This window comes from Salinivibrio sp. PR6, assembly GCF_001995955.1.
Taxonomy (GTDB): Bacteria; Pseudomonadota; Gammaproteobacteria; order Enterobacterales; family Vibrionaceae; genus Salinivibrio; species Salinivibrio siamensis.
Genome location: NZ_MUFA01000004.1, coordinates 294725 through 319105 on the forward strand (window position 1 = coordinate 294725; position 24381 = coordinate 319105).

At 49.6% G+C, this 24381-nt stretch carries 18 protein-coding genes; 8 read left to right on the top strand and 10 right to left on the bottom strand.

Annotated features, from left to right (window positions below):
* Window positions 1-22 precede the first annotated feature (22 nt).
* From BZG72_RS04945 to BZG72_RS04955, 3 genes are all read right to left on the bottom strand, one after another.
* Window positions 23-1393, bottom strand: coding sequence for an SLC13 family permease (locus BZG72_RS04945; protein ID WP_077666241.1), 1371 nt, complete (start codon window positions 1391-1393; stop codon window positions 23-25).
* Window positions 1394-1622: 229 nt separating this feature from the next.
* Complete coding sequence (locus tag BZG72_RS04950) at window positions 1623-2294, bottom strand: SanA/YdcF family protein (RefSeq protein WP_077606177.1); 672 nt, start codon at window positions 2292-2294, stop codon at window positions 1623-1625.
* A gap of 119 nt (window positions 2295-2413) precedes the next feature.
* Window positions 2414-4105, bottom strand: coding sequence for an NAD-dependent malic enzyme (locus BZG72_RS04955; protein ID WP_077577796.1), 1692 nt, complete (start codon window positions 4103-4105; stop codon window positions 2414-2416).
* A 480-nt stretch (window positions 4106-4585) separates the two neighbouring features.
* Here BZG72_RS04955 and BZG72_RS04960 point away from each other — a divergent pair, with 480 nt between their 5' ends.
* On the top strand, window positions 4586-5323 hold the full coding sequence (locus BZG72_RS04960) for a substrate-binding periplasmic protein (RefSeq protein WP_077577797.1): 738 nt from the start codon (window positions 4586-4588) through the stop codon (window positions 5321-5323).
* A gap of 116 nt (window positions 5324-5439) precedes the next feature.
* Here BZG72_RS04960 and BZG72_RS04965 read toward each other — a convergent pair whose 3' ends face one another.
* The 3 genes from BZG72_RS04965 to BZG72_RS04975 form a co-directional block, all read right to left on the bottom strand.
* Complete coding sequence (locus BZG72_RS04965) at window positions 5440-5922, bottom strand: YajQ family cyclic di-GMP-binding protein (RefSeq protein ID WP_046073201.1); 483 nt, start codon at window positions 5920-5922, stop codon at window positions 5440-5442.
* Between the two features lie 52 nt (window positions 5923-5974).
* Complete coding sequence (locus tag BZG72_RS04970; protein WP_077577798.1) at window positions 5975-7030, bottom strand: 3-deoxy-7-phosphoheptulonate synthase; 1056 nt, start codon at window positions 7028-7030, stop codon at window positions 5975-5977.
* 185 nt (window positions 7031-7215) lie between these two features.
* Window positions 7216-8685, bottom strand: a complete 1470-nt coding sequence (locus BZG72_RS04975) for a protein adenylyltransferase SelO (RefSeq protein ID WP_077577799.1) — start codon at window positions 8683-8685, stop codon at window positions 7216-7218.
* Window positions 8686-8867: 182 nt separating this feature from the next.
* Between BZG72_RS04975 and BZG72_RS04980 the strand changes: the two genes are divergently transcribed.
* Window positions 8868-9701 carry a CvfB family protein gene (locus BZG72_RS04980; RefSeq protein ID WP_046073204.1) on the top strand — a complete coding sequence of 278 codons (834 nt, stop codon included), beginning with the start codon at window positions 8868-8870 and terminating at the stop codon, window positions 9699-9701.
* A gap of 241 nt (window positions 9702-9942) precedes the next feature.
* Here BZG72_RS04980 and BZG72_RS04985 read toward each other — a convergent pair whose 3' ends face one another.
* From BZG72_RS04985 to BZG72_RS04995, 3 genes are read right to left on the bottom strand one after another with little or no spacing between them, the layout of a single operon-like run.
* Entirely contained in the window at window positions 9943-12579 is a 2637-nt protein-coding gene (locus tag BZG72_RS04985; RefSeq protein ID WP_077666242.1) for a PqiB family protein, read from the bottom strand.
* Complete coding sequence (locus tag BZG72_RS04990) at window positions 12542-13795, bottom strand: paraquat-inducible protein A (RefSeq protein ID WP_077666243.1); 1254 nt, start codon at window positions 13793-13795, stop codon at window positions 12542-12544. Before BZG72_RS04990 ends, BZG72_RS04985 begins: the two co-directional genes overlap by 38 nt.
* 3 nt (window positions 13796-13798) lie before the next feature.
* Window positions 13799-15598 (bottom strand): ABC transporter ATP-binding protein, encoded by a 1800-nt coding sequence (locus BZG72_RS04995; protein ID WP_077666244.1) that lies wholly within the window; start codon window positions 15596-15598, stop codon window positions 13799-13801.
* A gap of 76 nt (window positions 15599-15674) precedes the next feature.
* Between BZG72_RS04995 and BZG72_RS05000 the strand changes: the two genes are divergently transcribed.
* The 4 genes from BZG72_RS05000 to BZG72_RS05015 all read left to right on the top strand — a co-directional run bounded on the left by BZG72_RS05000 (window position 15675) and on the right by BZG72_RS05015 (window position 19784).
* A complete protein-coding gene (locus BZG72_RS05000) occupies window positions 15675-16133 on the top strand; it encodes a GAF domain-containing protein (RefSeq protein WP_077666245.1) in 459 nt (152 codons plus the stop codon).
* A gap of 114 nt (window positions 16134-16247) precedes the next feature.
* A complete protein-coding gene (proQ, locus tag BZG72_RS05005) occupies window positions 16248-16904 on the top strand; it encodes an RNA chaperone ProQ (RefSeq protein ID WP_046073209.1) in 657 nt (218 codons plus the stop codon).
* A gap of 17 nt (window positions 16905-16921) precedes the next feature.
* A complete protein-coding gene (gene prc, locus BZG72_RS05010) occupies window positions 16922-18931 on the top strand; it encodes a carboxy terminal-processing peptidase (protein ID WP_077666246.1) in 2010 nt (669 codons plus the stop codon).
* Between the two features lie 202 nt (window positions 18932-19133).
* A complete protein-coding gene (locus BZG72_RS05015; protein ID WP_046073211.1) occupies window positions 19134-19784 on the top strand; it encodes a hypothetical protein in 651 nt (216 codons plus the stop codon).
* A gap of 97 nt (window positions 19785-19881) precedes the next feature.
* Here the strand turns inward: BZG72_RS05015 and pncB are convergent, their stop codons facing one another.
* A complete protein-coding gene (pncB, locus tag BZG72_RS05020) occupies window positions 19882-21054 on the bottom strand; it encodes a nicotinate phosphoribosyltransferase (RefSeq protein WP_077666247.1) in 1173 nt (390 codons plus the stop codon).
* A gap of 278 nt (window positions 21055-21332) precedes the next feature.
* On the opposite strand from pncB, the gene pepN reads away from it, so the two are divergent.
* Window positions 21333-23942, top strand: coding sequence for an aminopeptidase N (gene pepN / locus BZG72_RS05025; RefSeq protein WP_077666248.1), 2610 nt, complete (start codon window positions 21333-21335; stop codon window positions 23940-23942).
* A 124-nt stretch (window positions 23943-24066) separates the two neighbouring features.
* On the top strand, window positions 24067-24285 hold the full coding sequence (locus BZG72_RS05030; protein ID WP_046073214.1) for a DUF2835 domain-containing protein: 219 nt from the start codon (window positions 24067-24069) through the stop codon (window positions 24283-24285).
* The last annotated feature ends 96 nt before the right edge of the window (window positions 24286-24381 follow it).

The following is a 24381-nucleotide window of genomic DNA, read 5'->3' on the forward strand; positions in this document are numbered from 1 at the left end:
ACACCAGGTAGTGGGAGAGTGATTACCAGAACAGGCGAGTGAAAATCGCCAAGACAGCAATACAAACAATGTTGAGATATAAGCCAACACGCATCATATCACGTTGTTCGATATGGCCTGAACCAAACACAATGGCGTTTGGTGGCGTGGCGACCGGCAGCATAAAGGCACATGACGCGGCAATAGCGATCAGCGCAGAGAGTGCAACGGGTGACACACCCAATGCTTCGGCGATGGTAGCAAAAACCGGTACTAGGAGTGCAGCGCTGGCGGTATTACTCGCAAACTCAGTCAAGAAAATGACGAATGCCACCACGCCTAGCATAGTGAAAAACATCCCAGATCCTGTCAGTGCATTGCTCAGGTGGTTGGCGAGAAACAAACTCGTGCCGGTTGCTTTGAGGACATTGCTCAAACAAATTCCCCCACCGAAGAGTAGCAGCACGCCCCAGTCAGCGGTTTTTTCGACTTCTTTCCATTTCACAACTCGCGTTGCCCCCAGCAAGACAATCGCGGATAACGCCACAATAGAGTCAAACTTGCTAAGGCCACCAAGCATGGCATTCAATGGTTTACTGAATATCCAGGCACTGACGGTCAGTGCGAAAATCACAAGCGTGATCACGCGAGGTTTGCTCCAGGTGAAGTCACGCTGATCCGCTTTAAAACTATGGTTAAGGTTCGGCTTGGTGAGCACATACAAGACGGCAACGGCGATGGGGAGCAATATCAGAGTGACAGGCAGGCCTAATTTCATCCAATCTGCAAAGCTAAGCCCAGCTTCAGCCGCCGCAATCGCATTTGGGGGACTACCGACAATGGTCGCTATGCCGCCGATGCTCGCGCAATAGGCAATACCCAACAGCACAAACACATAGGTGCCATGATCTTTTTGATTATTTACCTTGTGCAAAATGCCTAACACCAGTGGCAGCATCATAGCGGTTGTCGCGGTGTTACTGATCCACATGGATAGAGCGGCCGTGACCCCAAATAACATCATGACGGCCACCGACATTTTGCCTTGGGCAATGGTGAGCACTTTATTGGCGATGGCTTGATCGAGGCCTTGTGCTTGCAGCGCGGCTGCCAAGGCAAAACCACCGAGAAAGAGAAAAATGATGGGATTGGCGAAATTTGACATCGCTGCCGGTGTTTCAAACACGCCAAGCGCGACGGCCATAATGGGCACCAGGATCGCGGTGATGCTGACATGAATCGCTTCAGTAAGCCATAACACGGCAATGAATATCAGTAAGCTTAGGCCGGTTGTGACATCTGTTTCAAACGGCAGGGTGTTATACAAGATGAAAAACAGGGCAATGTCAGCAAACAAGATCCACGCTTTTCTATCCAGCCCCGACGCACGGGAGGAAAGGGTTTGCACATCCATAGGGCGTCCTTTTTTAAACGTTATTGAGTTTTTTTATAATGTTTTGCTTTGAGTTTTTAGGTGCTTGATAGGGGTAGGGTTACTGCCATTTGGGCGACAGTGGGCCTCCAAGCGACGGCTAATATACGCCTAAATAGTCCGCGTGTTAATCGATTGCAGGCAGGTTTTTAAACAAATGATTAAAGTAATGTGAAAATTGTGATTGGGTCGGCACTGGTCGATATTGGAGTTAGTCGTTCGACGTTGAGACGCCACTGATTGGCTCTTTTGGGCCGGTAAACTTGGGTTTGACGTTGAGAATAAAGCTATCAAGTACCGCTTTGGTTCTTGCTAATACTTCACGTGCGCGAATTTTGACGCCTGCCCAGCCTTGCGGACTCGGTACAGCGTAACAAATAGCATCAATATTGTTTACATCGGCGAGAAATAACGCACGCTCGCAATGAAACTGTTGGCTGATCACGGTGTAGCGCGCCAAACTGAAAACGGTTTTCGCGCGGACAACGGAGTCCAGCGTTCGAAAACCCGCATAGTCAAGGTGAATCGTCTCTTCCGGGATCCCTGCTTGACGTAAATCTCGCTTCATCGTCCAGGGCTCATTATACGAGCGGTGCGCGTTGTCGCCACTGAGTAAAAGGTGCTGAATCTTACCCGCATGATATAACGACTCCGCGGCTTCAATCCGGTAGGTATAATAGGGGTTGGGTGTTTTACCAATATACTTACTGGTTCCCAGAACCAAGCCGACTTGCCGAGCGGGTAGCGTCTCAGCTTGTTGATAAACACGGCCTTTGGCATTAAGCGTGATCGCGATATCACTGGCGGCCATCACGATAGCGGTGACCACAGTAAAACCAATCAATGTGAAAATCGCCCGACGAAAAAGGCGCTGGAGAGCCATGGTGCGTTTTATTACCTTTGCGCGAATTAAGCCGCACTCGGGGTCACGTGTGCGGGCAAGTAGATGGAATAATAGCAAAAAAAGCGCCGGGGTAGACGCTTTTTTCTGTTAGGCTCGCGTTAAAAAGAGGTCCGTTTGTAAGCACGATATTGTGGTGACCAGAAGCTCTCTTCAATACGCTTTTTAAGGGCCTCGTCAGACAGTTCTGAGGCAACCCCCTCAGCAATAGCCTCTTTCGCAACCGCAAACGCGATGCGTTTTGATACCTGCGTGATATCTTCCAACGACGGTAGCAGGGCGCCTGTGCCACGCTTGGCTAATGGCGAGCACTCAGCTAAAGCGCGCGATGAGGCCATCAGCATGCCATCTGTCACCCGGGATGCAGCAACCGCTAACACGCCCAGCCCAATGCCTGGGAAAATATAGCTGTTATTACACTGTGCAATAGGAAAGGTCTTACCATTGTCTAAACGCACAGGTTCGAACGGACTCCCTGTGGCAACCAGCGCTTGGCCGTCAGTCCAGCGCAAAATATCAAAGGGCGTCGCCTCCACACGGCTGGTAGGGTTAGAGAGAGGGAAAACGATAGGACGTGGGCAATTGGCATGCATTTCTTTCACCACATCCTCGGTAAATAATCCAGGTGCGCCAGAGACGCCGACCAATACGGTCGGTTTCGCATTCCGCACGACATCGAGCAACGAAATGTTACTGTCTTCTAACTGCCAGTGGTTGAGCGCCTCGCTCTTTTGCACCAGCCGTTGCTGAAAGTCGAGTAAGTTAGGCATGGCATCGATTAATAGCCCCCAACGGTCGACCATGTAGACACGTGCGCGCGCCTCTTGATCGGAGATACCTTCAGATACCATTTGCGCGATGATCGCTTCGGCAATACCACAACCGGCTGACCCAGCGCCCAAAAATGTGATGCGTTGCTCGGAGAGCTTAGTACCTGCGGCTTTACACGCTGCAATCAAAGAGCCAACAGTCACCGCGGCAGTACCTTGAATATCGTCATTAAAGCAGCAGACTCTATCCTTATATCGCTCCAGGATCGGCATAGCATTTTTTTGTGCAAAGTCTTCAAATTGAATCAAGGCATCTGGCCAGCGGCGTTGAACCGCTTGGATAAACTCTTCAATAAAGGCATCGTATTCTTGTCCGCTGATGCGGGTGTGACGCCAGCCCATGTACATGGGATCAGAAAGGCGTTGTGGGTTATTGGTACCGACATCCAACACAATAGGGAGTGTGTAGGCTGGACTGATCCCACCACAAGCTGTGTAAAGCGACAGCTTACCAATCGGGATGCCCATGCCGCCAATTCCCTGATCGCCGAGTCCGAGAATACGCTCCCCATCGGTGACAACAATCACTTTGACGTTATGACGAGAGGCGTTATTAAGTACATCATCAATGCGATCGCGGTTAGGATAAGAAATGAAAAGCCCGCGGCCTCGGCGATAGATATTGGAGAAGTTCTCACAGGCTGCGCCTACCGTCGGAGTATAGATGATGGGCATCATTTCGGTAATATGGTTGGAAACTAACCGGTAAAAAAGCGTTTCATTGGTATCTTGGATGTTGCGTAGATAAATATGCTTGTCGATATCGTTCTCGAAGCGCTGATACTGTTGGTAGGCACGCTCAGTTTGTTCTTCAATCGTTTCGATGGCGTCAGGCAATAAGCCCTCGAGGTTAAAAAACTTACGCTCTTCGACGCTGAATGCGCTTCCTTTATTCAACAATGGCGTTTCTAGCAAGGCTGGTCCCGCATAGGGAATATAGAGAGGACGTTTTTGGTTATTCATGAATGATCAGACTCGATGTTGTCTTTTAATTAGGTCGATGATGAGTACTGGGCGTTATCTGGTGCCTTCGTGGCAAAAATGATCCCTTGCGAAACGCTTTAAAGGCGTCAGTCTGCGATAGCCCATAATTACGCTGTAATTGGGGACAAAGTTTAGGCATGAATGGTGACCTAATTCAACTTTTTTACTTGATTGTGCGGGATCGGCAGAGGTATATGAGAGAGCGTTTAAATTTGTTATCAGCGCTGGACGGCTCATTTTTGTCTGATTATTCAAACGTTTGTACATAGAAAAAACGGAAGTTAGATCACAACCTCCGGCAAAACTGCGCACGGGACATGGAAGCTGACTACACTAGAGGTGGTGAGCGAATAGTGACAAGGCCACGCCTTATCCTATTCAGCTTCCCCAATTTGGTATGAGCTAATAATAATAATGTTGGCTGAGCACATTTAATGGAAGGTTAAAAGAGGTAGTCCAATGAAGTCACTCATTGCCGCCAGCTTGCTGGTTTTCTCAACCACCACAGTCGCTGCAAACTTAGGCGATCTTGATTATATCACTGAGGTGTATCCGCCGTTTAACTATGAAGAGCGCGGTGAGTTAAAGGGAATTGCGGTTGATTTTCTCGAAGCTGCAACAGAAGCAGCAGGGGATCCGGTAAGCCGAGATCAAGTGAAGATTCAGCCATGGGCACGTGGCTATGCCACGGCACTGTCTGAGCCCAATACCGTATTGTTTTCAACCACACGGACGGATGAACGGGAAGATAAGTTTAAATGGGTAGGGCCGATTACAGACACAAAAATTGTTGTCTGGGCCCCTAAAAGCAAAGGGATCACTATCGACAATGCGAGTGACTTTGCCAACTATAAAGTCGGCGTTGTACGCGATGACGTCGGTGAGCATTTGTTACGCTCAATGGGTGTCGATGAAGGCGCGCTACGCCTCTCGCCAAAAGCGGATTTACTCGCCAAACAATTGGCGGCGGGCCGTGTTGATATGTGGGCGTACGAGGAAAACGTCAGTGCCTTCATTATGAGCCAAAACAATATTGACACTAGCCAGTTTGAAGTGGTTCATGTCTTGGATGAGTCTCAGCTCTACTATAGCTTTAGTAACAACACGCCAGATAGCTATGTTGAAAAGCTACAAGCGGGCATTGATCAAGCGACCGCCGATGGCACGCTTGAGGAAATCAAAAGCAAGTACAAGTAGTATGACGCGAGTGTTGTCACGAAAAAGCGCTTAGCGACTGACAGGCGCTGCCGAATAAAACGGGCCTAAGTCTAACAGGCCCGTTTTTTTATGCTATTGATAACAAGTGCTCGGGGTTAGTCGCGAAAGTTTTCAAATTGGAAAGGCTGCTCAAAGTCACTTTCCTTGATTAATTGAATCACTGCCTGCAAATCATCCCGTTTCTTTCCGGTGACACGTACTTGCTCGCCCTGAATCTGGGTTTGCACTTTCATCTTGGCATCTTTAATCGCTTTGGTGATCTTCTTCGCGACAGGCGTTTCAATACCGTTTTTAAATTTCACCTGTTGATAAAAGGTTTTGCCAGAGTGAACCATGTCTTGGATATCCATTGCGCGTGCATCAACACCACGCTTGGCGAGATTACTGCGCAGCATGTCCATCATTTGGTTAACCTGAAAATCCGCTTCAGCCGTTACTTTCACGGTTTCTTTATCGAGTTCGAAGCTGGCCTCAACACCACGAAAATCAAAGCGAGTTGCAAGCTCTCGGTTGGCGTTGTCCACTGCGTTTTTTAGCTCAACGTTGTCAATTTCAGAGACAATATCAAATGAAGGCATAGTCTTTTCCTAATTGGGGCGTGAGCCAGTCACGCCGATAAATCGTCAGTCATTATGGAGTGTTGCGCGCCGCGACGGCATCAGCCAGTTGCTCGAGCAAGCGCTCGGTATCGGCCCATCCCAGACAGGGGTCAGTGATCGACTGGCCATAAACGCGTGATTGCTCGTCACCCATGGTTTGATTGCCTTCTTGTAAGAAGCTCTCAGCCATGATACCGGCAATCGCTTGCTCGCCATGGCGGATCTGATCAGCAATATTCGCGCATACATCAAGCTGGCGGCGATGCTGCTTTTGGCAATTACCGTGGCTGAAGTCTACCACAAGCTTACCAGGCAATTTGAAATCGCTTAGCGTTTGCGCGGCGGCTTTCACATCGTCGGCGTAATAGTTCGGCTGATGACCGCCGCGTAAAATGACATGCCCATCTGGGTTGCCTGCGGTTCGATAAATGGTCATGCTGCCATTTTTGTCGGGGGAGCAGAAAAGGTGAGACTCTCTGCTGGCGCGAATGGCATCGACGGCAATACGGATATTGCCGTCTGTGCCATTTTTAAAGCCGACAGGGCTGGAGAGTGCAGAGGCCATTTCACGATGAATTTGTGATTCTGTCGTGCGGGCGCCAATCGCTCCCCAGCTGATCAAGTCAGCGATATACTGACCCGTGATCATGTCGAGAAACTCGGTAGCGGTCGGCAGTCCCATTTTGTTGATATCGAGTAGGAGCTCACGCGCCGTAAACAGGCCTGCACGAATATCACCGCTTCCGTCAAGGTGCGGGTCATTGATAAGGCCTTTCCAACCGACAACCGTACGTGGCTTTTCAAAATACGTGCGCATCACCACCAATAATTGGTCGCTGTACTTATCGGCGAGCGGTTTAAGCTTGGCTGCGTAATCACGGGCCGCGTCGGGATCATGAACAGAGCAGGGACCAACAATCGCTAGCAGCCTCGTATCGTCGCCATTGAGAATACGACTGATCGCCTGTCGTGCGGCGGTAATATGGTGAGCAACATTGTCGTTGATGGGGTGGGCAGCTTCCACCTCTGCAGGCGTAGGCATGGTATCCACCACACGTGTTCGAAGCTCATCGGTTTTCAGTGGCATAGAGGACAGCCTTCCTCACATCTTATTCTGTTGCGAAGCCAGTAAGATAGCAAAAAACGCCGCCTATGAAAGCATCAATGTGACATCTGTTGGATTTTTCTTGTCAGAGCGGTGATCACCGAGGCGTATTTTAGTGAATTGATGATGAGCGCCTCAGTGGCAAATGACTCAGGCGCACGTTTAGGCTACGAGGAGCAGCTAAGGGTCATATCTTTCTCTTCATCGGCGGGACGCCGAGCAAGGGAGTCAAGCGCGGAATGTGACGCAAACGGGGAAGCCAGTACTGTCATCAAATTGTGAGTTGGCTGCATGTCACCTTGTTCTGCCGCCTCTATCGCCTGCTGGGCCAAATAATTACGTAAAATAAACTTAGGATTGGTTGCCTGCATGCCAGCGAGGCGAGTGTTGTCGTCATGATCTGCCACCCGTTGGTGGTATTCGCTTAACCAAGCCGTTAAGGCATCGGCATCTGATACGAGGTCGTTAAACTGGCTGAGTGTCTTTGCACTTAATAGCGCCTCTTGCTTGATGTCACTGAGCCTGCGAAAGAAAAGGGTGTAGTCGACTTGTTGAGATTCGAGCAATGAAAAAAGCGCGTTGAACAAATCACTGTCCCCTTGCTGTGCATCGGACAACCCTAGTTTGTCGCGCATGGCTTTGCTGTAAGCTACCTGGAGATGGTGTTCATAACCGCCGAGAATGTCGTTAATCACGTCACTTTCAAGCAGTGGGGTAAAGGCGTAGCCAAGCGCAGAGAGGTTCCATAGCGCGATAGCAGGCTGCTGATTAAAGGCATATCGCCCCGTGTAATCAGTGTGGTTACAAATATTGCTCGGGTTGAAATCATCCAAAAAAGCATAGGGGCCATAATCGAAGGTCTGGCCTAAAATCGACATATTGTCGGTATTCATGACACCATGGTTAAAACCAACCGCTTGCCACTTGGCAATCATTTCTGCCGTGCGCTCGACAATTTCTTGTAGCAAGGCGGCATAAGGTTTCTCGGCCTCGGCAAGCTCAGGAAAATGGCGTGCAATGACATAGTCGGCCAGCGTACCCAGTGCATCGTGCTGTTGGCTGTAAAACAAGTACTCAAAATGGCCGAAACGCACGTGGCTTTCCGAGACCCGAAGTAAGGTTGCGGCCGTCTCGATGCGCTCGCGCATCACCGGGGTATCGCTGGTGGCCATGGCTAATGCCTGCGTGGTAGGGATGTTGAGTCCCTTCATAGCCGCGCTCGCGAGATACTCACGGAGGGTGGAACGTAAAACCGCACGCCCGTCGCCGTGGCGGCTATAGGGAGTTTTTCCCGCCCCTTTTAAATGCCAATCCCAGAGTGTGCCATTATCATCACGCCACTCTCCCAATAACACCCCACGACCATCACCGAGCTCAGGGTTGTATTGGCCGAATTGGTGCCCTGTGTATTTCATTGCAAAGGGTTTGCGGCCCGCAAGCGGCGCCTCCGCAGACAGAATTGCACGAAAGCGTTCACTGTGAATGTCTGCCGTCGTTAAGCCGAGTTCATCAGCTAGCGCGGCGTTGTATGTTAGAAGCCGGCCGTTGTCCAAAGGCGTAGGGGTCACGGCTTTACCCAATGCGCTCCCTAATTGGCTAAAGCTAAACCGAATATGTTCACCATCAAATACTGCCATGCATCCCCCTTTAGGTTAATCATTTAAGCCTAACAGCCTGTCAGCCGCTAACAAGGGATAGAATGTAGGGGTATTGGTTGACATGGGTTGGTGTTTTTTTCCTCACCCGAACCGTATTTCTTCCACATCTCAAGGACAAATTGCGTATACTCACGGGCATTATTTTCTACAGCGCTGAGACAATGATTAAACTAGGGCAATACAACAAACTATCAGTGGTGAAACAGGCAGACTTTGGCGTGTTCCTTGATGGCGATGACTTTGGCAATATTTTGCTGCCGACCCGTTACGTCCCTGAGAATACCCGTGTTGGTGATACGCTCAATGTGTTCATCTACTTTGACTCCGAAGATGAGATTATTGCCACGACTGAAACGCCCTATGCGCAAGTGGGTGAGTTTGCATCATTGCGCTGTGTTGGCGTCAATACGGTCGGGGCGTTTGTCGACTGGGGGTTAAGCAAAGATTTGTTGGTGCCCTTTAGCGAGCAACGTACGCGCATGGAGGAGGGAAAACCCTATGTGGTGCGGGTTTATACCGACAAGGCATCCGGGCGTATTGTTGCGAGCCGCAAGTTCAATAAGTTTATCAGTGAGGAGCCGCCTCAGGTAAAAGTCGGCGATAAGGTCTCGGTGATCATTACTGACATCACCGACCTTGGCTTTAAGTGCGTGGTGAATAACCAGCATTGGGGGCTTATCTATCGCGCTGAAGCGTTCGGTAAGCTGTTTATCGGCAAAAAACTCAGTGCCTATGTAAAAACCGTTCGTGAGGATGGCAAAGTTGATCTGGCATTACAAAAACATGGTAAAGCGCGGGTTGACGATCTCAGTGACAAAGTGATTAAGATGCTAGAGAGCAAAGGGGGCTTTTTACCACTTAATGATAAAAGCTCACCTGACGCTATTTTTTCTCTCTTTCGTACCAGCAAGGCGACCTTTAAGAAAACACTGGGTGGGCTTTATAAGCAACGTAAAATTCGTATTGAACAGGACGGCATTTACCTGAACAAGTGACGGTGTCACAAATTCCCGATAAAAAAAGACCCGGAACGTCCTGTTCCGGGTTCAGGGAAAAGGCTCAAGGAGCCATATGCCAATATTTAGGTTGTGATTACTAAAGTGTAGTCTATCAATAACGACATGCCAGTTTGTGACACAATTTTGTTAAAGGATAAGTATTATCAGGGACCTAGCGAGCGCGTCGAGGTCCCTGATTTTTTAGCGAGCGTATCGAGGGTCGCTTAGTACAAGCAGCTTAGGGTGTTGGAATAGCCGTTCGCCATTCTTGCCATACTTTTTTACTCTCACTGTGCAGCAAGAAGTGACGATGATCATTGGCCACTGGCTGCAAAGGTTGATCGTCTGGGGTTGAGAAAGCAATACCGCCTTTCAGCAAACTATCAATCGTGCCGCTTTTGAGATCTGCCCCCGTTAGCCCAATGGAGACATCGACCCCGGACTCGTTCCAAAAGACCGTGTTTTCACGAACCAGGTGTGCATATTGCGGCGCGATTTGTAGTTCGAAAATGACTCGGTCAGACAGTTCGCCTAATCTAACGCTAGAGACAATACCCACTTCGATATCGCGATGTAATACCGGTGTGCCAGGGGCGATAGAGTGGCGAGCGTCGCTCTCCAGGATGAGTGTCAGCCCTTTTGGGTATTTGGGCGAGTCATGGAGGGTGAACTGTTGGGTGAAGTCACCCTCGCCGGGGACCACCGAGATATAGGTGCCAAATAGTGAGTCCAAGTTCTCTGTTTTGGTCAGGCTGAGGACGGGTTGAGTGAGCCAGAAATAGCTGCCGGTGCGCGCAAGCGCATTTTTGTATTCAGGGTAGAGACGAGCCTGAATGGTCACGTTTTCGTGGTCGAAGTCGGGGCTTAGGGTGATCACTTCGCCAACATCGACTCCTTGATAACGGATCGCGCTGCCCACTTTTACCCCGTTGGCCTGGTCAACCGTTAGCCTAATATCTACGCCGTATTGAGCGGCTTCTTGCTTTGAGGGGTAAAGCTTCCAATCTCCGTTTCGTTTATTACTAATACCAGGCATGGTGCCGAAGGCGATACCGCCGTTAACCAGTGAACGCAACGAGCCTGTATTAATTTCGACGCCGCTGAGGTTGGCTTTGATATCCAGCCCAGATTCATTCCAAAATACGGTTTGTGGATTAATCAGATGCTTATAGCGATTACTCACCGCAATGGCGATGGAGACAGTGTTGCCGTTAAGCTGATATCCTTCCACTTGGCCGACCACAAAATTGCGGTACATCACGGGACTGCCTTCACTCACACCAGGCATACGACTCGCCACTAAGGTAAAGCGTGTTTCACCGCGTGCATCTTGCTTGGCGTGCTTCGCTTGAATAGGGGAGGTGTAAAGTGGATACGTCTCATTGACGCCTTTCGCCCCTTCGCTGGTAAAGCTTAAAGCCGGGTCGGCGATTTGTTCCATCGCTGGCACGACCACATTGAGACCGTCACCACTGAGCTCGCCCGTGATCCCACCGAGAATAAAAAACTGCGATTGTTGTTTCACCAAGTGGCGGTATTCTGGATAAATCAATAGCTTTAAAGTGACGGTGTCACTTTCATTGAGCGCGACACGGTCGATAAAGCCCACTTGAATGCCGCGATGCAATACTTTGGTGTGGGGGGTTAAGCCGTATGCATCGTCTGCGGTTAAGGTTACTGTGAGGGCACCGGTCAGTTGCTTTTGCTGTTGGTGCCAGGTTCGGGCGGTAAACACTTTGTCGGGCATCGCGGGATCAGCATCTGCCGAGCCAGGTTGGATCGTCAAGTAGTTGCCGAGGACTAAATTACCCAGGTTCTTTAGTCCATCAAAACCAATTTGGGGCTGCTCTATCTGAAAGTAGGTGTCTTGGTTGAGCAGCCAGGTCATGCTCGGGTCAATGTGTGCGGTTGCGACTGGGCGTTGTTGCTGTGCCGCGACGTCTATGTGGGTAATTTCACCGACTTCTAATCCTTGATAGGTGATCTTCGTCCCCGCGCCGGGCAGCCCATGTTGTTCAGGGAGCGCTATTTGTATCGATTGACCGCGTGCGGCCTGCGAAAGGCTTTGGTAAAGCTGAAAAGGGCGATTGTCCTCAAGTGTTGGGCTTGCTTTCGGGGAGTCGAATGCAATGCCACCGGCAATCAAGCTCGCCACACTCTCGAGCTGCACATCAACACCCGACACATCAACATTGGCTTTTACACCGCTGATCGACCAAAAGCGTGAGTCTTGTTTGAGTAAATGCGAGAATTGCGGCTCAATTAACGCGGAGAGCGTCACCCCTTGCGAATCTTGATCAAGCCGGTAACTGTAAATTTCGCCGACACGAATTTTCCGATAGTAAATCGGCGAACCGACATTCAGTGAGCCTAATGTCGGTGCGTGTAGCTTGACGGTTGTGCCGGCTTTTTCTGCGATATCTGTCGGTGGTTCGTCACGCGCGACGAAGGATAGGCTGGGGTCGCCGCTACCCGGTTGTAAGGCAATATAGTTGCCTGAGACCAAGGTTTCGAGGCCGCTGATCCCAGTGATCGAGGCGCGTGGTTTCACAAGCCAAAACTCGGTGCCACTTGTGAGCAGTTGCGTCGCCTCTGGATAGATATTGGCGTCAACATAAATGCCGTCCAAGTCATCCGCGAGTGTAATATTTCGCACCTTACCCACTTCCAACCCTTGGTAACGGATCGTGGTTTGGCCAGCCTCCAAGCCTTGCGCATCGCTAAACACAATTTGAATCCGTTGCCCCGCTTCACTGATGGATTGAAACAGGAGCCAAGCGGCCATCAGCAAGGCCAATACAGGCAGTATCCATAGGGGAGACAAGCCATAGCTGCTTTTAACGATCGGTGAGGGTATGTCTTGTTTGTCGCTCATGATGATCCCATATCAAACGCGTATCAAGAAATTCAGTGGCAAGCATGGTTAATACCACGACCAAGCCGAATGCAATGGCACCCGGTCCAGGCATAAAGTCCATAATGCGACCACGATCGACTAAGGCGACCATAAACGCAATCACAAATAAGTCCATCATCGACCACTTTCCAATCCATTTCACCCCTCGGTATAGCCACATATGCTGACGTGGTGTGATGGCGGTGGTGCACCGTAAGCTTATTAATATCAAACCTAGCCCTAGTATCTTTGCTACGGGCACGACGATGCTGGCAGTAAAAATGATCGCAGCGATGCCTAGCATCCCATTATTAATCAGACTCGCGACGCCCGAAAAAATGGTGTCTTCAAGTCGAATGCCGTTGGAGAACAAAATGGAGATTGGGAACAGGTTGGCCGGAAACAGAAAAATGGTAGCGGTAATTAAACAGGCCCAAGTCTTTTGCTCGCTTCGAATCATTCGGCGGTGAAGCGGTAAATGACACCGACGACAGTGAGCGCTTTTCTGGTGCCCTTGTGTTAAGCCGCAGTGGCTGCACCGGATAAGAGGGGACGGCTCGGATTGTGGTGCTGGGCGAGTAAAGGCATCCCAGTATCTTTGCGTGTTTACCCGCACCAGTAAAATCGATAGTAGGATTTGTATCGTCGCATAGCAGGCAAGCCCCACGGAAAAGTGTAAGGTGGCGTAGTCTTGAATTTTAAAACAGGCGATGGCTAAGCTGACCATTAAAACATCCGCCATCACCCAGTGGCGGCTGTGCGCAATCACGCGTACCGCTGGGCGAAACCAGCGGATGGATTGTTGGCGTCGAGACAGGTGCATCACCAATAACGCACAGGTGAACAAAAGCGGCGCAAATGAAGCACAGAATACGACGAGGCTGACGACAAACGGGAATGAAGACCAGAGAATCTTGGCGCCGGTAAGCACGGATGTGGTGATGGTTTTTCCCAACAAATCGATGGAAAGGAGCGGCAGAAGGTGAGCGGGAAGAAACAGCACCAAAATCGTGAGTGCCAAGGCTATCTCTCCATTAAAAGACAGCCGTCGTCCGTGCGCGAGCTTGGTCGCGCAACGTGGGCAGATAGCAAGGTGATCGGAGTCAGTTTGGCACGGTTGTAACACCAGATCGCACCCCGAGCACCTCGTTAAAGGTGGGGACGCCGCAAACGGTTTGTCTGGTGACTGTGTCATGGTCTACTTTCCCGCCGCCTGTTGTATTTGCCCATACAAGGTTTGATATACCCCGGGCGCATTGACTAACTCTGTGTGCGTGCCTTGTTGGGTCACTTGTCCTTCATCCAACACATAAATCACATCGGCTTCTTTAACCGCAGAGAGGCGGTGAGCCACGATAAGGGTCGTCCGTCCCGCCAAAAATGTTTGCATTGCTTGATGTAGCGCGCGCTCAGTGGCCGTGTCTAGGGCGGACGTGGCTTCATCCAAAATAACCAGTTTAGGGTCACTCAGGAGCATTCGTGCAATCGCCACACGTTGTCGCTGACCGCCAGATAAACGGATCCCTTGTCGTCCAAGCGGTGTATCTAGCCCGTCGGTGAGTTGTGTCACCACATCCCCCAATTGGGCGTGCTCGATAGCTTGCCAAAGCGCGGTGTCGGCAAGGTGACGGCCTAAGCATAAGTTATTTCTCAACGTATCATTAAACAGCACTGGCTGTTGCAATACCACGGCAATTTGATGACGGAGAGCATCCATGTCGACATGGTTAATTGAGTGGCCGTTAAAGCGTATATCACCTTGTTCTACCGGATACAGTCCTAACAGCAACTGAATAAGGGTTGATTTTCCGCCGCCACTGGCACCAACCAATGCCACACGCTGGCCGGCAGGGATATGCATGCTTAAACCATTGAGTACCGACTTATCCTCATCGTAGGAGAAACATAGATTATCAATCTCGACCGTTAAGCCCGAGGCCTGTGTGTGGGCGGCGATACGACTTGGGTCAATGCCCGCGGGTCGACGCGGCTCTTCGGCCAGTTGTAAAACCTCATTAATACGCGTCATCGCGGCTTTAGCACTATACCAAGCAAATTGAATCCCGAGCAGCTCTTGGACTGGGCCTAGCATAAACCACAGATAACCAAACACCGCGAACATCAGACCAATCGACAAATCACTGAAAAAGACCATTCCCATTGCTACAGCGCGAAAGAGCTCGAAGCCGATCAAGAACATTAAAAATGATAAGCGTCCCGCGGCTTCTGACTGCCAGGCATACTTGTCAGCACTGTCTTTAATCTCACTGGCACTGTGGTCAAGCTGACGCAAATACTCACGTTCACGATTGGCAGCACGAAGTTGATACAAACCGTCTAACGTATCCACGAGACGTTGCTGGAAGCGCTCAAAAGATTGGTTCTCTTGTGTTTTAAGGTGCTTAACTCGTTGGCCAAGGGTGCGGCTTAACGCCACGACAATAGGGTTAATCAGTAAGATGAACAAGCCGAGTCGCCAATCAATCCAAAGTAAGACGACCGCGGTGCCGGTGACCGTCAACAGACCAATAATAAACTTGCTTAGTGTGGTACCAATAAACTTATCGATGGTTTCGACATCGGTGACAAGGTGAGAGGTGAGGCCGCCACTCCCACGTAATTCGTACTCACGCATACTGATCCGCCCAAGTTTGGCGATCAAGTGTTGGCGGATTTTGTAGGTGATTGCCTTACCAACCAGAGTAAATTGGCGGCTTTGTAGAATGTTAAGTCCTTGGCTGACGATACGCATGATAACGACAATGATCAGCACAGCGGCAATGTAAATGCCCGCCTGTTGCCAGCTTATAGGCAGGAGGGTGTTGAGTACCGCAAGTCCCCAGTCTGGCTTATCCAATAGCACCTCATCGACCAATAACGGCATGAGTAATGGGATAGGCACACTGACCAAGGTGGCGGCAATGGCTACCACGTTAGCCCAAATGAGCCGGGTGCGATGGGGTCGAGCTTGGTCAAGAAGCCAGCGCCAGGTGATCATAAATAGTGATACTCAATTGAAAAGTCTTTGGATTATTTCTATTGTAATGGTCTTGTTGTTTGAGATGCAGTGATTTATGGAAAACAAAGCTGATTTTTACCGCTTGTTAACCCAACAGGCGGTTGCGTTGTGCGAAGGGGAACCCAACCTTATTGCAAAACTGGCCAATATAAGTGCGTTACTCAATAGCCAGCTTGAAGATATTAACTGGGTGGGTTTCTATCTCGACGAGGGAGAAGAGTTAGTGCTTGGCCCGTTTCAAGGTCAACCAGCCTGTGTACGCATCCCCTATGATAAAGGGGTATGTGGGGCCGCCTATCGTCAAGATACCGTAATGCGAGTAGAGGATGTGCACGCCTTTGAAGGACATATTGCGTGTGATGCGGCGAGTAACTCGGAAATTGTGGTGCCTGTTCGGGTCAATAATAAATTGCAGGCAGTACTGGATATTGATAGTCCAAGTATCGGTCGCTTTGACCAAGAAGATGAACATGGACTCGCTACCTTGGTCAAAGAAATGCAAAAACACTTGTGATTTCGCCAATCTTGGTAGTTTTTTCATATCAGGTATCTATAATACGCACCACTTTCATACTTAAATACACGTAGATACGCTGCTGTGGTTTCTCGCAGCAGGCCAGGAAAAAACATGGAAAATACTGAAAAGCTCGCGAACAGCAAAGAAGTCATTGCCTACATTGCTGAACGTTTCCCTAAATGTTTTACTGTTGAAGGCGAAGCCAAGCCATTAAAAATTGGTATTTTTCAAGATCTTGCGACACGTCTTGAAGGCGATCCCAAGGTAAGCAAGACCCAATTGCGCGCCGCGCTTCGTCAGTACACGTCTTCCTGGCGTTATCTGCACAGCGTGAAACCAGGGGCGTCACGCGTTGACCTTGATGGCAATGCGTGTGGCGAGCTTGAGCAAGAGCATATCGACCATGCTGCGCAGACCTTGTCAGAAAGCAAAGCGCGTGCGGCAGAGCGTCGTAAGCAGCAACAAGCGAAAAAGTCAGAAGGCCAGGCGAAAAGTGCGGGTAAGACTGCACCAAAAGGCAAGAAGGCGGCCGCGCAATCAGCGAAAGGCCGTACGAGTAAACCAAAGCCCGCTAAAATGACTAAGAAAGAGAGTGAGCCACGTCGCGAACTCAACGCCAACGATGTTGTCGTAGGTAAAGACGTGAATGTGAACATGGGCAACGGTAATCTGCCAGCGACCATTGTTGAAATTAATAAGGATGAGGTGCGTGTTCGCCTGACTAACGGGTTAACCATGTTAGTAAAAGCGGAGCACCTCAGCGCCTAAAGGAGACTCCTCGACGCATGTTTTGTCGACGCCGCGTTTCGGCTATCGCTGCCAGCTTGATGCTGGCAGCCTCTGCCCAGGCCGTAGAAGCCAATTTTCAACTCAGTGAACTACCTTCACTGTCCGCTGAACCCCAACACGAAACCGCTTCCAAGCGTGTAACTTCTCGTTTCACTCGATCCCACTATAAGCAGTTCGCGCTCGACGATGCCTTCTCGGCGGCGATTTTTGATCGTTACTTGGAAACACTGGATTATAATCGTGTGTTTTTAACCCAAGATGATGTCGAACGTCTATCTCGTTGGAAAACGCGTTTAGATGATCAGCTCAAAGAAGGTGAGACACAAGCGGCCTATGCGATTTACAACCGTGTGCTGAAAAAACGCTTTGAGCGTTATCAGTACGCGCTGCACGTGTTGGATAAACCCTTTGATTTCTCTGCTGACGAAAGCATGGTGCTGGATCGTACTGAGCTGCCATGGGCGGCTAACGAGGCTGAACTGGATGCTATCTGGGACAAGCGGGTAAAAAATGATGCCTTGAACCTGCGCTTAACGGGGAAAGAGGATGAAGAAATCCGAGAGACTTTGGGCAAGCGTTATAACAGCGCGTTAAAGCGTTTAACGCAAAGCCATAGCGAAGATGTGTTCCAGGTCTACATGAACGCCTTCGCGCGTGAAGTTGACCCACATACTAGCTACCTATCACCACGCAATGCTGAGCAATTCCAGTCGGAAATGAATTTATCCCTCGAAGGGATAGGGGCGGTATTGCAGATAAAAAATGAATACACAGTGATTCGCTCTCTCGTCGCGGGTGGCCCTGCATCCAAGTCCAAACAGTTGTCACCCGGTGATCGAATTATTGGTGTGGGCCAAGAAGACGAAGCGATTGTCGATGTGATTGGCTGGCGACTGGACGATGTGGTCGAGCTGATCAAAGGTCCGAAAGGCAGTGAAGTTAAACTGAAAATCTTACCCGAAGGGGCGAATGCTAAAAGTTACAATGTCACGCTAACCCGTGACAAGATTCGCTTGGAAGATCGCGCAGTAAAATCTGAAGTGATTGAGCGCGGTGACGAAAAAGTTGGCGTACTGACGGTCCCCGGATTCTATGTTGGGCTGGCCGATGACACCAAAAAAGAGATCGCGAGTCTGAAAGAAAAGGGCATTAGCGGTATCGTCGTGGACTTGCGAAATAACGGAGGGGGGGCACTGAGTGAAGCAACCGCGCTCAGTGGGTTGTTTATTGACCAAGGCCCCATTGTACAAGTCAGAGACAGCTATGGGCGAGTGAAAGTCAACAGTGATACGGACGGTAAACGTTTCTATGATGGCCCGATGACGGTGTTGATTAATCGCTACAGTGCCTCCGCTTCGGAGATTTTCGCCGCCGCCATGCAAGATTATGAGCGTGCGGTGGTGATTGGCGAACAATCTTTTGGTAAAGGGACCGTACAGCAGCACCGCTCTTTGAATCATATCTACGATTTATTTGATAAGCCGTTAGGTTATGTGCAGTACACGATCCAAAAGTTTTATCGGATTAGCGGTGGCAGTACCCAAAATAAGGGTGTGGTGCCAGATATTGTCTTCCCTTCTCCCGTTTCACCGGATGAAACAGGTGAGAGTGTGGAAGAAAATGCCTTGCCATGGGATCGAATTGAGAAAGCGGATTATCAGCCTAGATCCATGCCTGATTCGGTGCTTAATACGATAGGTGAAAAGCACAAAGCGCGGATCAAAGATGATCGAGAGTTTGATTTCATTCGTCAAGACATTGCGCGCTATCAAGAAGAGAAAGATAAAAACACAATCTCCTTGAATGAAGACGCACGGCGCAATGAAATGGAGCGAGAAGATCAAGAGCGCTTGGCGCGATTAAATGTACGTCAGAAGGCGTTGGGTGAACCGCCCTTCAAAACGCTCGATGATGTGCCTAAAGACTATGAAGAGCCAGATGCATACTTAGATGAAGCCGCGAGCATCACAAAAGATTTGGCTAACCTTCTTTCAGCCAACCGTTAAATGTCAGGTCGGCATACGGTCTTTTAGCACGTTAGCGCACCCCCAAGCCTAGGCAATTCGCCTAGGCTTTTTTTATGACGTTATGGTGACGACTAGGCGGATTCAACCTACATGAAACGAGATCTTGCTCAAAAAACTGCATAAAACTGATAAGTCAGTCTAACCTTATCGTTAAGGCATCACTGCCAATGAGGGGGAAGGTATGCGTTGCTTATTGGGTGTTTTTCTGGCCTTAGTGATGGCCTTGCCAGTGCGCGGTGACGATTTAGCACGATTTGATGTCCCGTTACTGCTTGGTCAATGGTATTGGTTTAGTGCTGAGGAAGAGTCAGAGGCGAGCCATCCGTATAAAGCGATTAATCTTTCGTTTAACTCTCACTATGAGTTCCGTATTGATATGCTACGTCGTGATGGGCAGCTCGAGACGGCTGCAGGCAGTTATGCGGTGAATCATCAAGCATTGCGGTTGTACGATGGGCAGGGGGCGGATCAAGTGCATGCCTACCAGTTAAATCATAATCAATTGCAGCTTCAGGGAGCCGTGTTTACTAAACTGCTACCTGACGATCTCTCCGGGGTGTGGCGTTCAAACAGCATAGAAGGGGAAGATGTGAGTGAAGAGGTGGATGGTGTCTCGCTGAAACTTCGCCCAGACTTTCTTTTTGCGATGCAAGTTCGCGGCAACAACGGCCGTTCAATTACTCACCGAGGCGTTTACTTGGTGGAAGGTGACAACCTGATGCTTATTTATGAAGAAGGACGCCATTCATCCCAGTACCAACTTGCCTCAGATACCTTGCGCTTGACCAATGAGGTGTTTGGTATGGAGGCGGTGTTACAACGGCAACGGTGAGCAATGACAGAGCGTGTTATCATAAAAACGCATCAATAAAACATTGATGAAAAGGGCCGGTGATAAATAAACTGGCCCTTTTCTATTGGGGAAGCGTTTAGTCTGACAACTTGAACGCGGCTTTTAGTGCAGAGAGGTGCGCTTCATCTTTACAAATGGCTTTGTTAGGCTCATCAGAAATTTTGGCAACAGGTTTCCCTTGGCAGCTGGTTAATTTGATCACCACATTGAGGGTTTTCACATTAGGGAGATCACAGGTTAGCTGCGTGCCAATACCGAATGAGGTCGTGGCTTTGTCGGCAAAGTATTGATAGATGTGCACGGCTTTCGCCAGCGTGAGGCTATCGGAAAAGACAAGTGTCTTATCTTTGGGGTCAATACCATGATACCGATAATGCGCGATCGCCTTCTCACCCCATGCAATCGGGTCACCACTGTCATGACGCAATCCGCTAAAGGCGTGACAGAGCGAACGATCAAAATCCTGTAAAAAGGCATCCATGTTGATACAGTCGGTTAACGCTATCCCTAGGCTATCGGGATACTCTTGCAACCACATTTGTAACGCAAGCTGCTGGGAGTCAGCAAGCTGACCTGCAAGCTGCTGATGGGCTTGAAACCACTCATGCGCTTGGGTGCCGACAGGCACAAGCCCTAACTGTTTGGCTAGCCATACGTTAGAGGTGCCTTTTAAAGGCGGATAGACCGCGTGCAGACGTGTCACTATCGCCTGATGGACCTCACGAGAAAAACGACGCCGCGTGCCAAAGTCAACGAGCTGGAACCCATCGGCAAATCCCTCTTTAGGGAGGTGGGCTAACTTATCGTCAAGACGTGCAATCGCGTCATCGACACTTAGTTGAGTATAACAAGCGCGGTTTCTCAGCTCACAAATAATCGCCAGTAGTGGCACTTCCCATAGAATCACCTCTTGCCAAGGGCCGGCGATATGAATCGCCAATTGACCGTCTTCGACACCGACAGTGACTTGGTCAGGATCGAACTGAAAACCTGACAAAAAGGCGAGAAAGTCCGCTTGATAAAGGCCGAGTGAGTCGAGGTAGTTGAGCTCGTCTGCACGAAACCGCAACGTCGCGAGATGATTGACATGCTCCACCACCTGTTCACGTAGGTAGGAGAGGTTTTCATCACTGCGGCAGTAAAAGTCAGCGGTAACATGGACATCAGGATAATGATGAAATACGGCCTGCTGCATGTTGATTTTATAAGCATCAGTATCCAAGAGTGATGTAATGATCGGATTGTGCATGCGTGGTGAACGCCTTACGGGTTACAAAACGAAATGAGCGTCATAGTACCGCAATTTTTAGAAAATTTAACCGTCGTCACATTATATTTCAGTCGGGATTGGCAGGCTGCGTTGACATTATACTGCGCTTACTGGATGTAAACGCAAACATATGATAACAAACTGTTAAATCTATAGTCATTAATGCCGAGCCGCGGTATGGTATGGCATGCAAAATCGCCCTTGGGCGAATGAATACAGTTCGTTGGCTGAGGTACACTCGATAAAAAGGAAACGACATGTCTCAACAACCCACCGCCAAATACCGTGATGATTACCGTGCGCCGGACTTTACCATTACGGATATCAACCTTGAATTTGATCTTGATCCGAACAACACCCTAGTCACGGCGGTTAGCCAGGTGAAACGCCTGAATGATCACGCCACCGATCTGGTGTTAGACGGGGACGCGCTCACGTTAGTGCGCCTAGATATCAACGGCGACCCCTGGACAGCCTATAGTGAAGAGGCGGGCAAATTGATTGTCCGAGACGTCCCAGCCGCATTTACTTTAACCATCCAAACTCAGCTCGATCCTGAAAACAATACCGCTCTCGAGGGGTTATATATTTCGGGCGGGGCTTATTGTACTCAGTGTGAGGCGGAAGGATTTCGCCGGATCACTTATTATCTCGACCGTCCCGATGTGTTAGCTCGCTTTACCACCAAGGTGATTGCGGATAAATCTACATACCCATACTTACTCAGTAACGGCAATAAGATTGCGTCGGGTGAGTTGGAAGGTGGCCGCCACTGGGTAGAATGGCATGACCCGTACGCGAAACCCAGTTACCTATTTGCACTGGTCGGCGGCGATTTTGATGTGTTACGTGATACGTTTGTGACCCGCTCTGGGCGTGATGTGGCACTGGAAATCTTTGTTGATAAAGGGAATTTAGATCGTGCCGATCATGCGATGACTTCATTGAAGAACGCAATGAAATGGGATGAAGAGCGGTTTGATCTTGAATATGATCTAGATATTTACATGATCGTCGCCGTTGACTTCTTCAACATGGGCGCCATGGAGAATAAAGGCTTAAACATCTTTAACTCCAAGTATGTATTAGCAAACTCAGAAACCGCCACCGACACCGATTATCTCGGTATCGAAGCGGTCATTGGGCATGAGTACTTCCATAACTGGACGGGGAACCGAGTGACATGCCGTGATTGGTTCCAACTTAGCCTGAAAGAAGGGTTAACTGTTTTTCGTGATCAAGAGTTCTCCTCCGACTTAGGCTCGCGCTCTGTCAACCGTATCAGCAATGCGCGTATTATGCGTGGCCCCCAGTTTGCTGAAGATGCCAGCCCTATGTCTCATCCGATCCGGCCAGAAAAAGTGATCGAAATGAATAACTTTTACACCCTGACGGTGTATGAAAAGGGCAGTGAAGTTATTCGTATGATGCATACCATTTTGGGTGAAACCGAGTTTCAAAAAGGGGTCAAACTCTACTTTGAACGTCATGACGGTACAGCAGCCACTTGTGATGATTTTGTTCAAGCAATGGAAGATGCCTCTGGGGTCGATCTGACTCAGTTCCGCCGTTGGTACAGCCAATCTGGGACGCCGGTATTGAATGTATCATCGACCTACGACCCCGATAGCAAACAGTTGGCGTTACATGTCACGCAGCACACGCCGCCAACAGCGGATCAGCAAGAGAAGTTGCCGCTATATATTCCACTGGATATTGCACTCTATCGTCGCGACGGCAGTGTGATTGAGTTACAACGTCACGGTGAGTCGGTCTCAAACGTCCTGGCGGTGACAGATGCTGAGCAGACCTTTATTTTCGATGGGGTGGATGAGCAACCTGTGCTTTCCCTGCTCAGGGAGTTCTCCGCGCCAGTGAAGCTTGAACATGACTATCAAGACGATGAGTTGGCATTCTTACTGCAACATGCGCGCAATGATTTCGCGCGGTGGGATGCGGGTCAGAGTCTACTGGCCAAGCATATTAAGGAGAACGTCGCACGGGTACAAAACGAACAGCCTATTGATGTGCCTTTGTCAGTGATTGATGCATTTCGTGGCGTATTGCTCAGCGACAACACGGATCCGGCATTGATTGCGGAAGTGATCAACTTACCGACCGAGACGGAAGTGGCTGGCTGGTTTGATATTGTCGACGTTGATGCGATTCATCAAGTCATGGCGGCGTTCAAGCAACAATTTGCCGATCATATGGTTGATGAGTTTGACGCGGTATACCGTCAGTATGCGCAACCTGAATATCAGATCACCCACAAAGCGATCGGTGAACGCGCTTTACGTAATGCCTGTTTGAGCTATCTCGCGCACACGGAAAACGGCAACACGCATGTAGAGCGTCATTACCAAGCCGCGAACAATATGACTGACACCATGGCAGCATTGAATGCCGCTAACAATGCGCAATTACCGTGTCGTGAACCACTGATGAAAGATTTCAGTGATAAATGGCAGCATGATGGACTGGTGATGGACAAATGGTTCATGCTCCAAGGTGCGAACCCTTCCGAGACTGCCTTAGAGCAGGTGAAAGCGCAGATGGCGCACCCTGCCTTTACGCTCAAAAACCCCAACCGTGTACGCAGTTTGGTCGGGGCATTTTGTAATCGTAATCCGGCTCGTTTTCATGCCCAAGATGGTAGCGGCTACCGCTTTTTAAAAGAGATCTTGGTGACCTTGAATCAGTCGAATCCACAGGTGGCATCACGATTGATTGATCCTATGCTCAAACTGGCCTATTACGATCACCATCGCCAGCAGCAAATGCGACAGGTACTGCAAGAGTTGGCAGATATGGATAACTTAGCTGCGGATCTCTATGAAAAAGTAGAAAAAACACTTGAGCAGTAAGAAACGATTTGGGATAAAATCAGCCAAGCGTTAACAAGTGTGAAAAGCCGTCCACCTTGGGCGGCTTTTTGTTTTCGGTGGTTGATTGGTTTGCGGTGTCACGGTGATAGGTTGAGTGGAAGAGATGGAGTACTATTTTAACGTTTACATTGCTTACTCAGAGTATCAACACTACTACAGTGGTGCCGCGGCCAATGTGGTGGTGACGACCGATCAGGGTCTGCGTCTTCAGATCCCGGCTTCGCGTTTTCGTCCTTTCCTATCGCAACTCGGTATACGCGGGCGTTTTAAACTGGTGACCGACGCCAACCATAAGTTCCAGTCGCTAATGCGGGTTGCCTAGTGGGGCGCGAGTGATGCCTCGCCAATTCTTCTGTTTAAATAGCCACACCAGTCACATTCTGGCGAAATTCGCGTAAATCCAGCCGTTTACCTATAA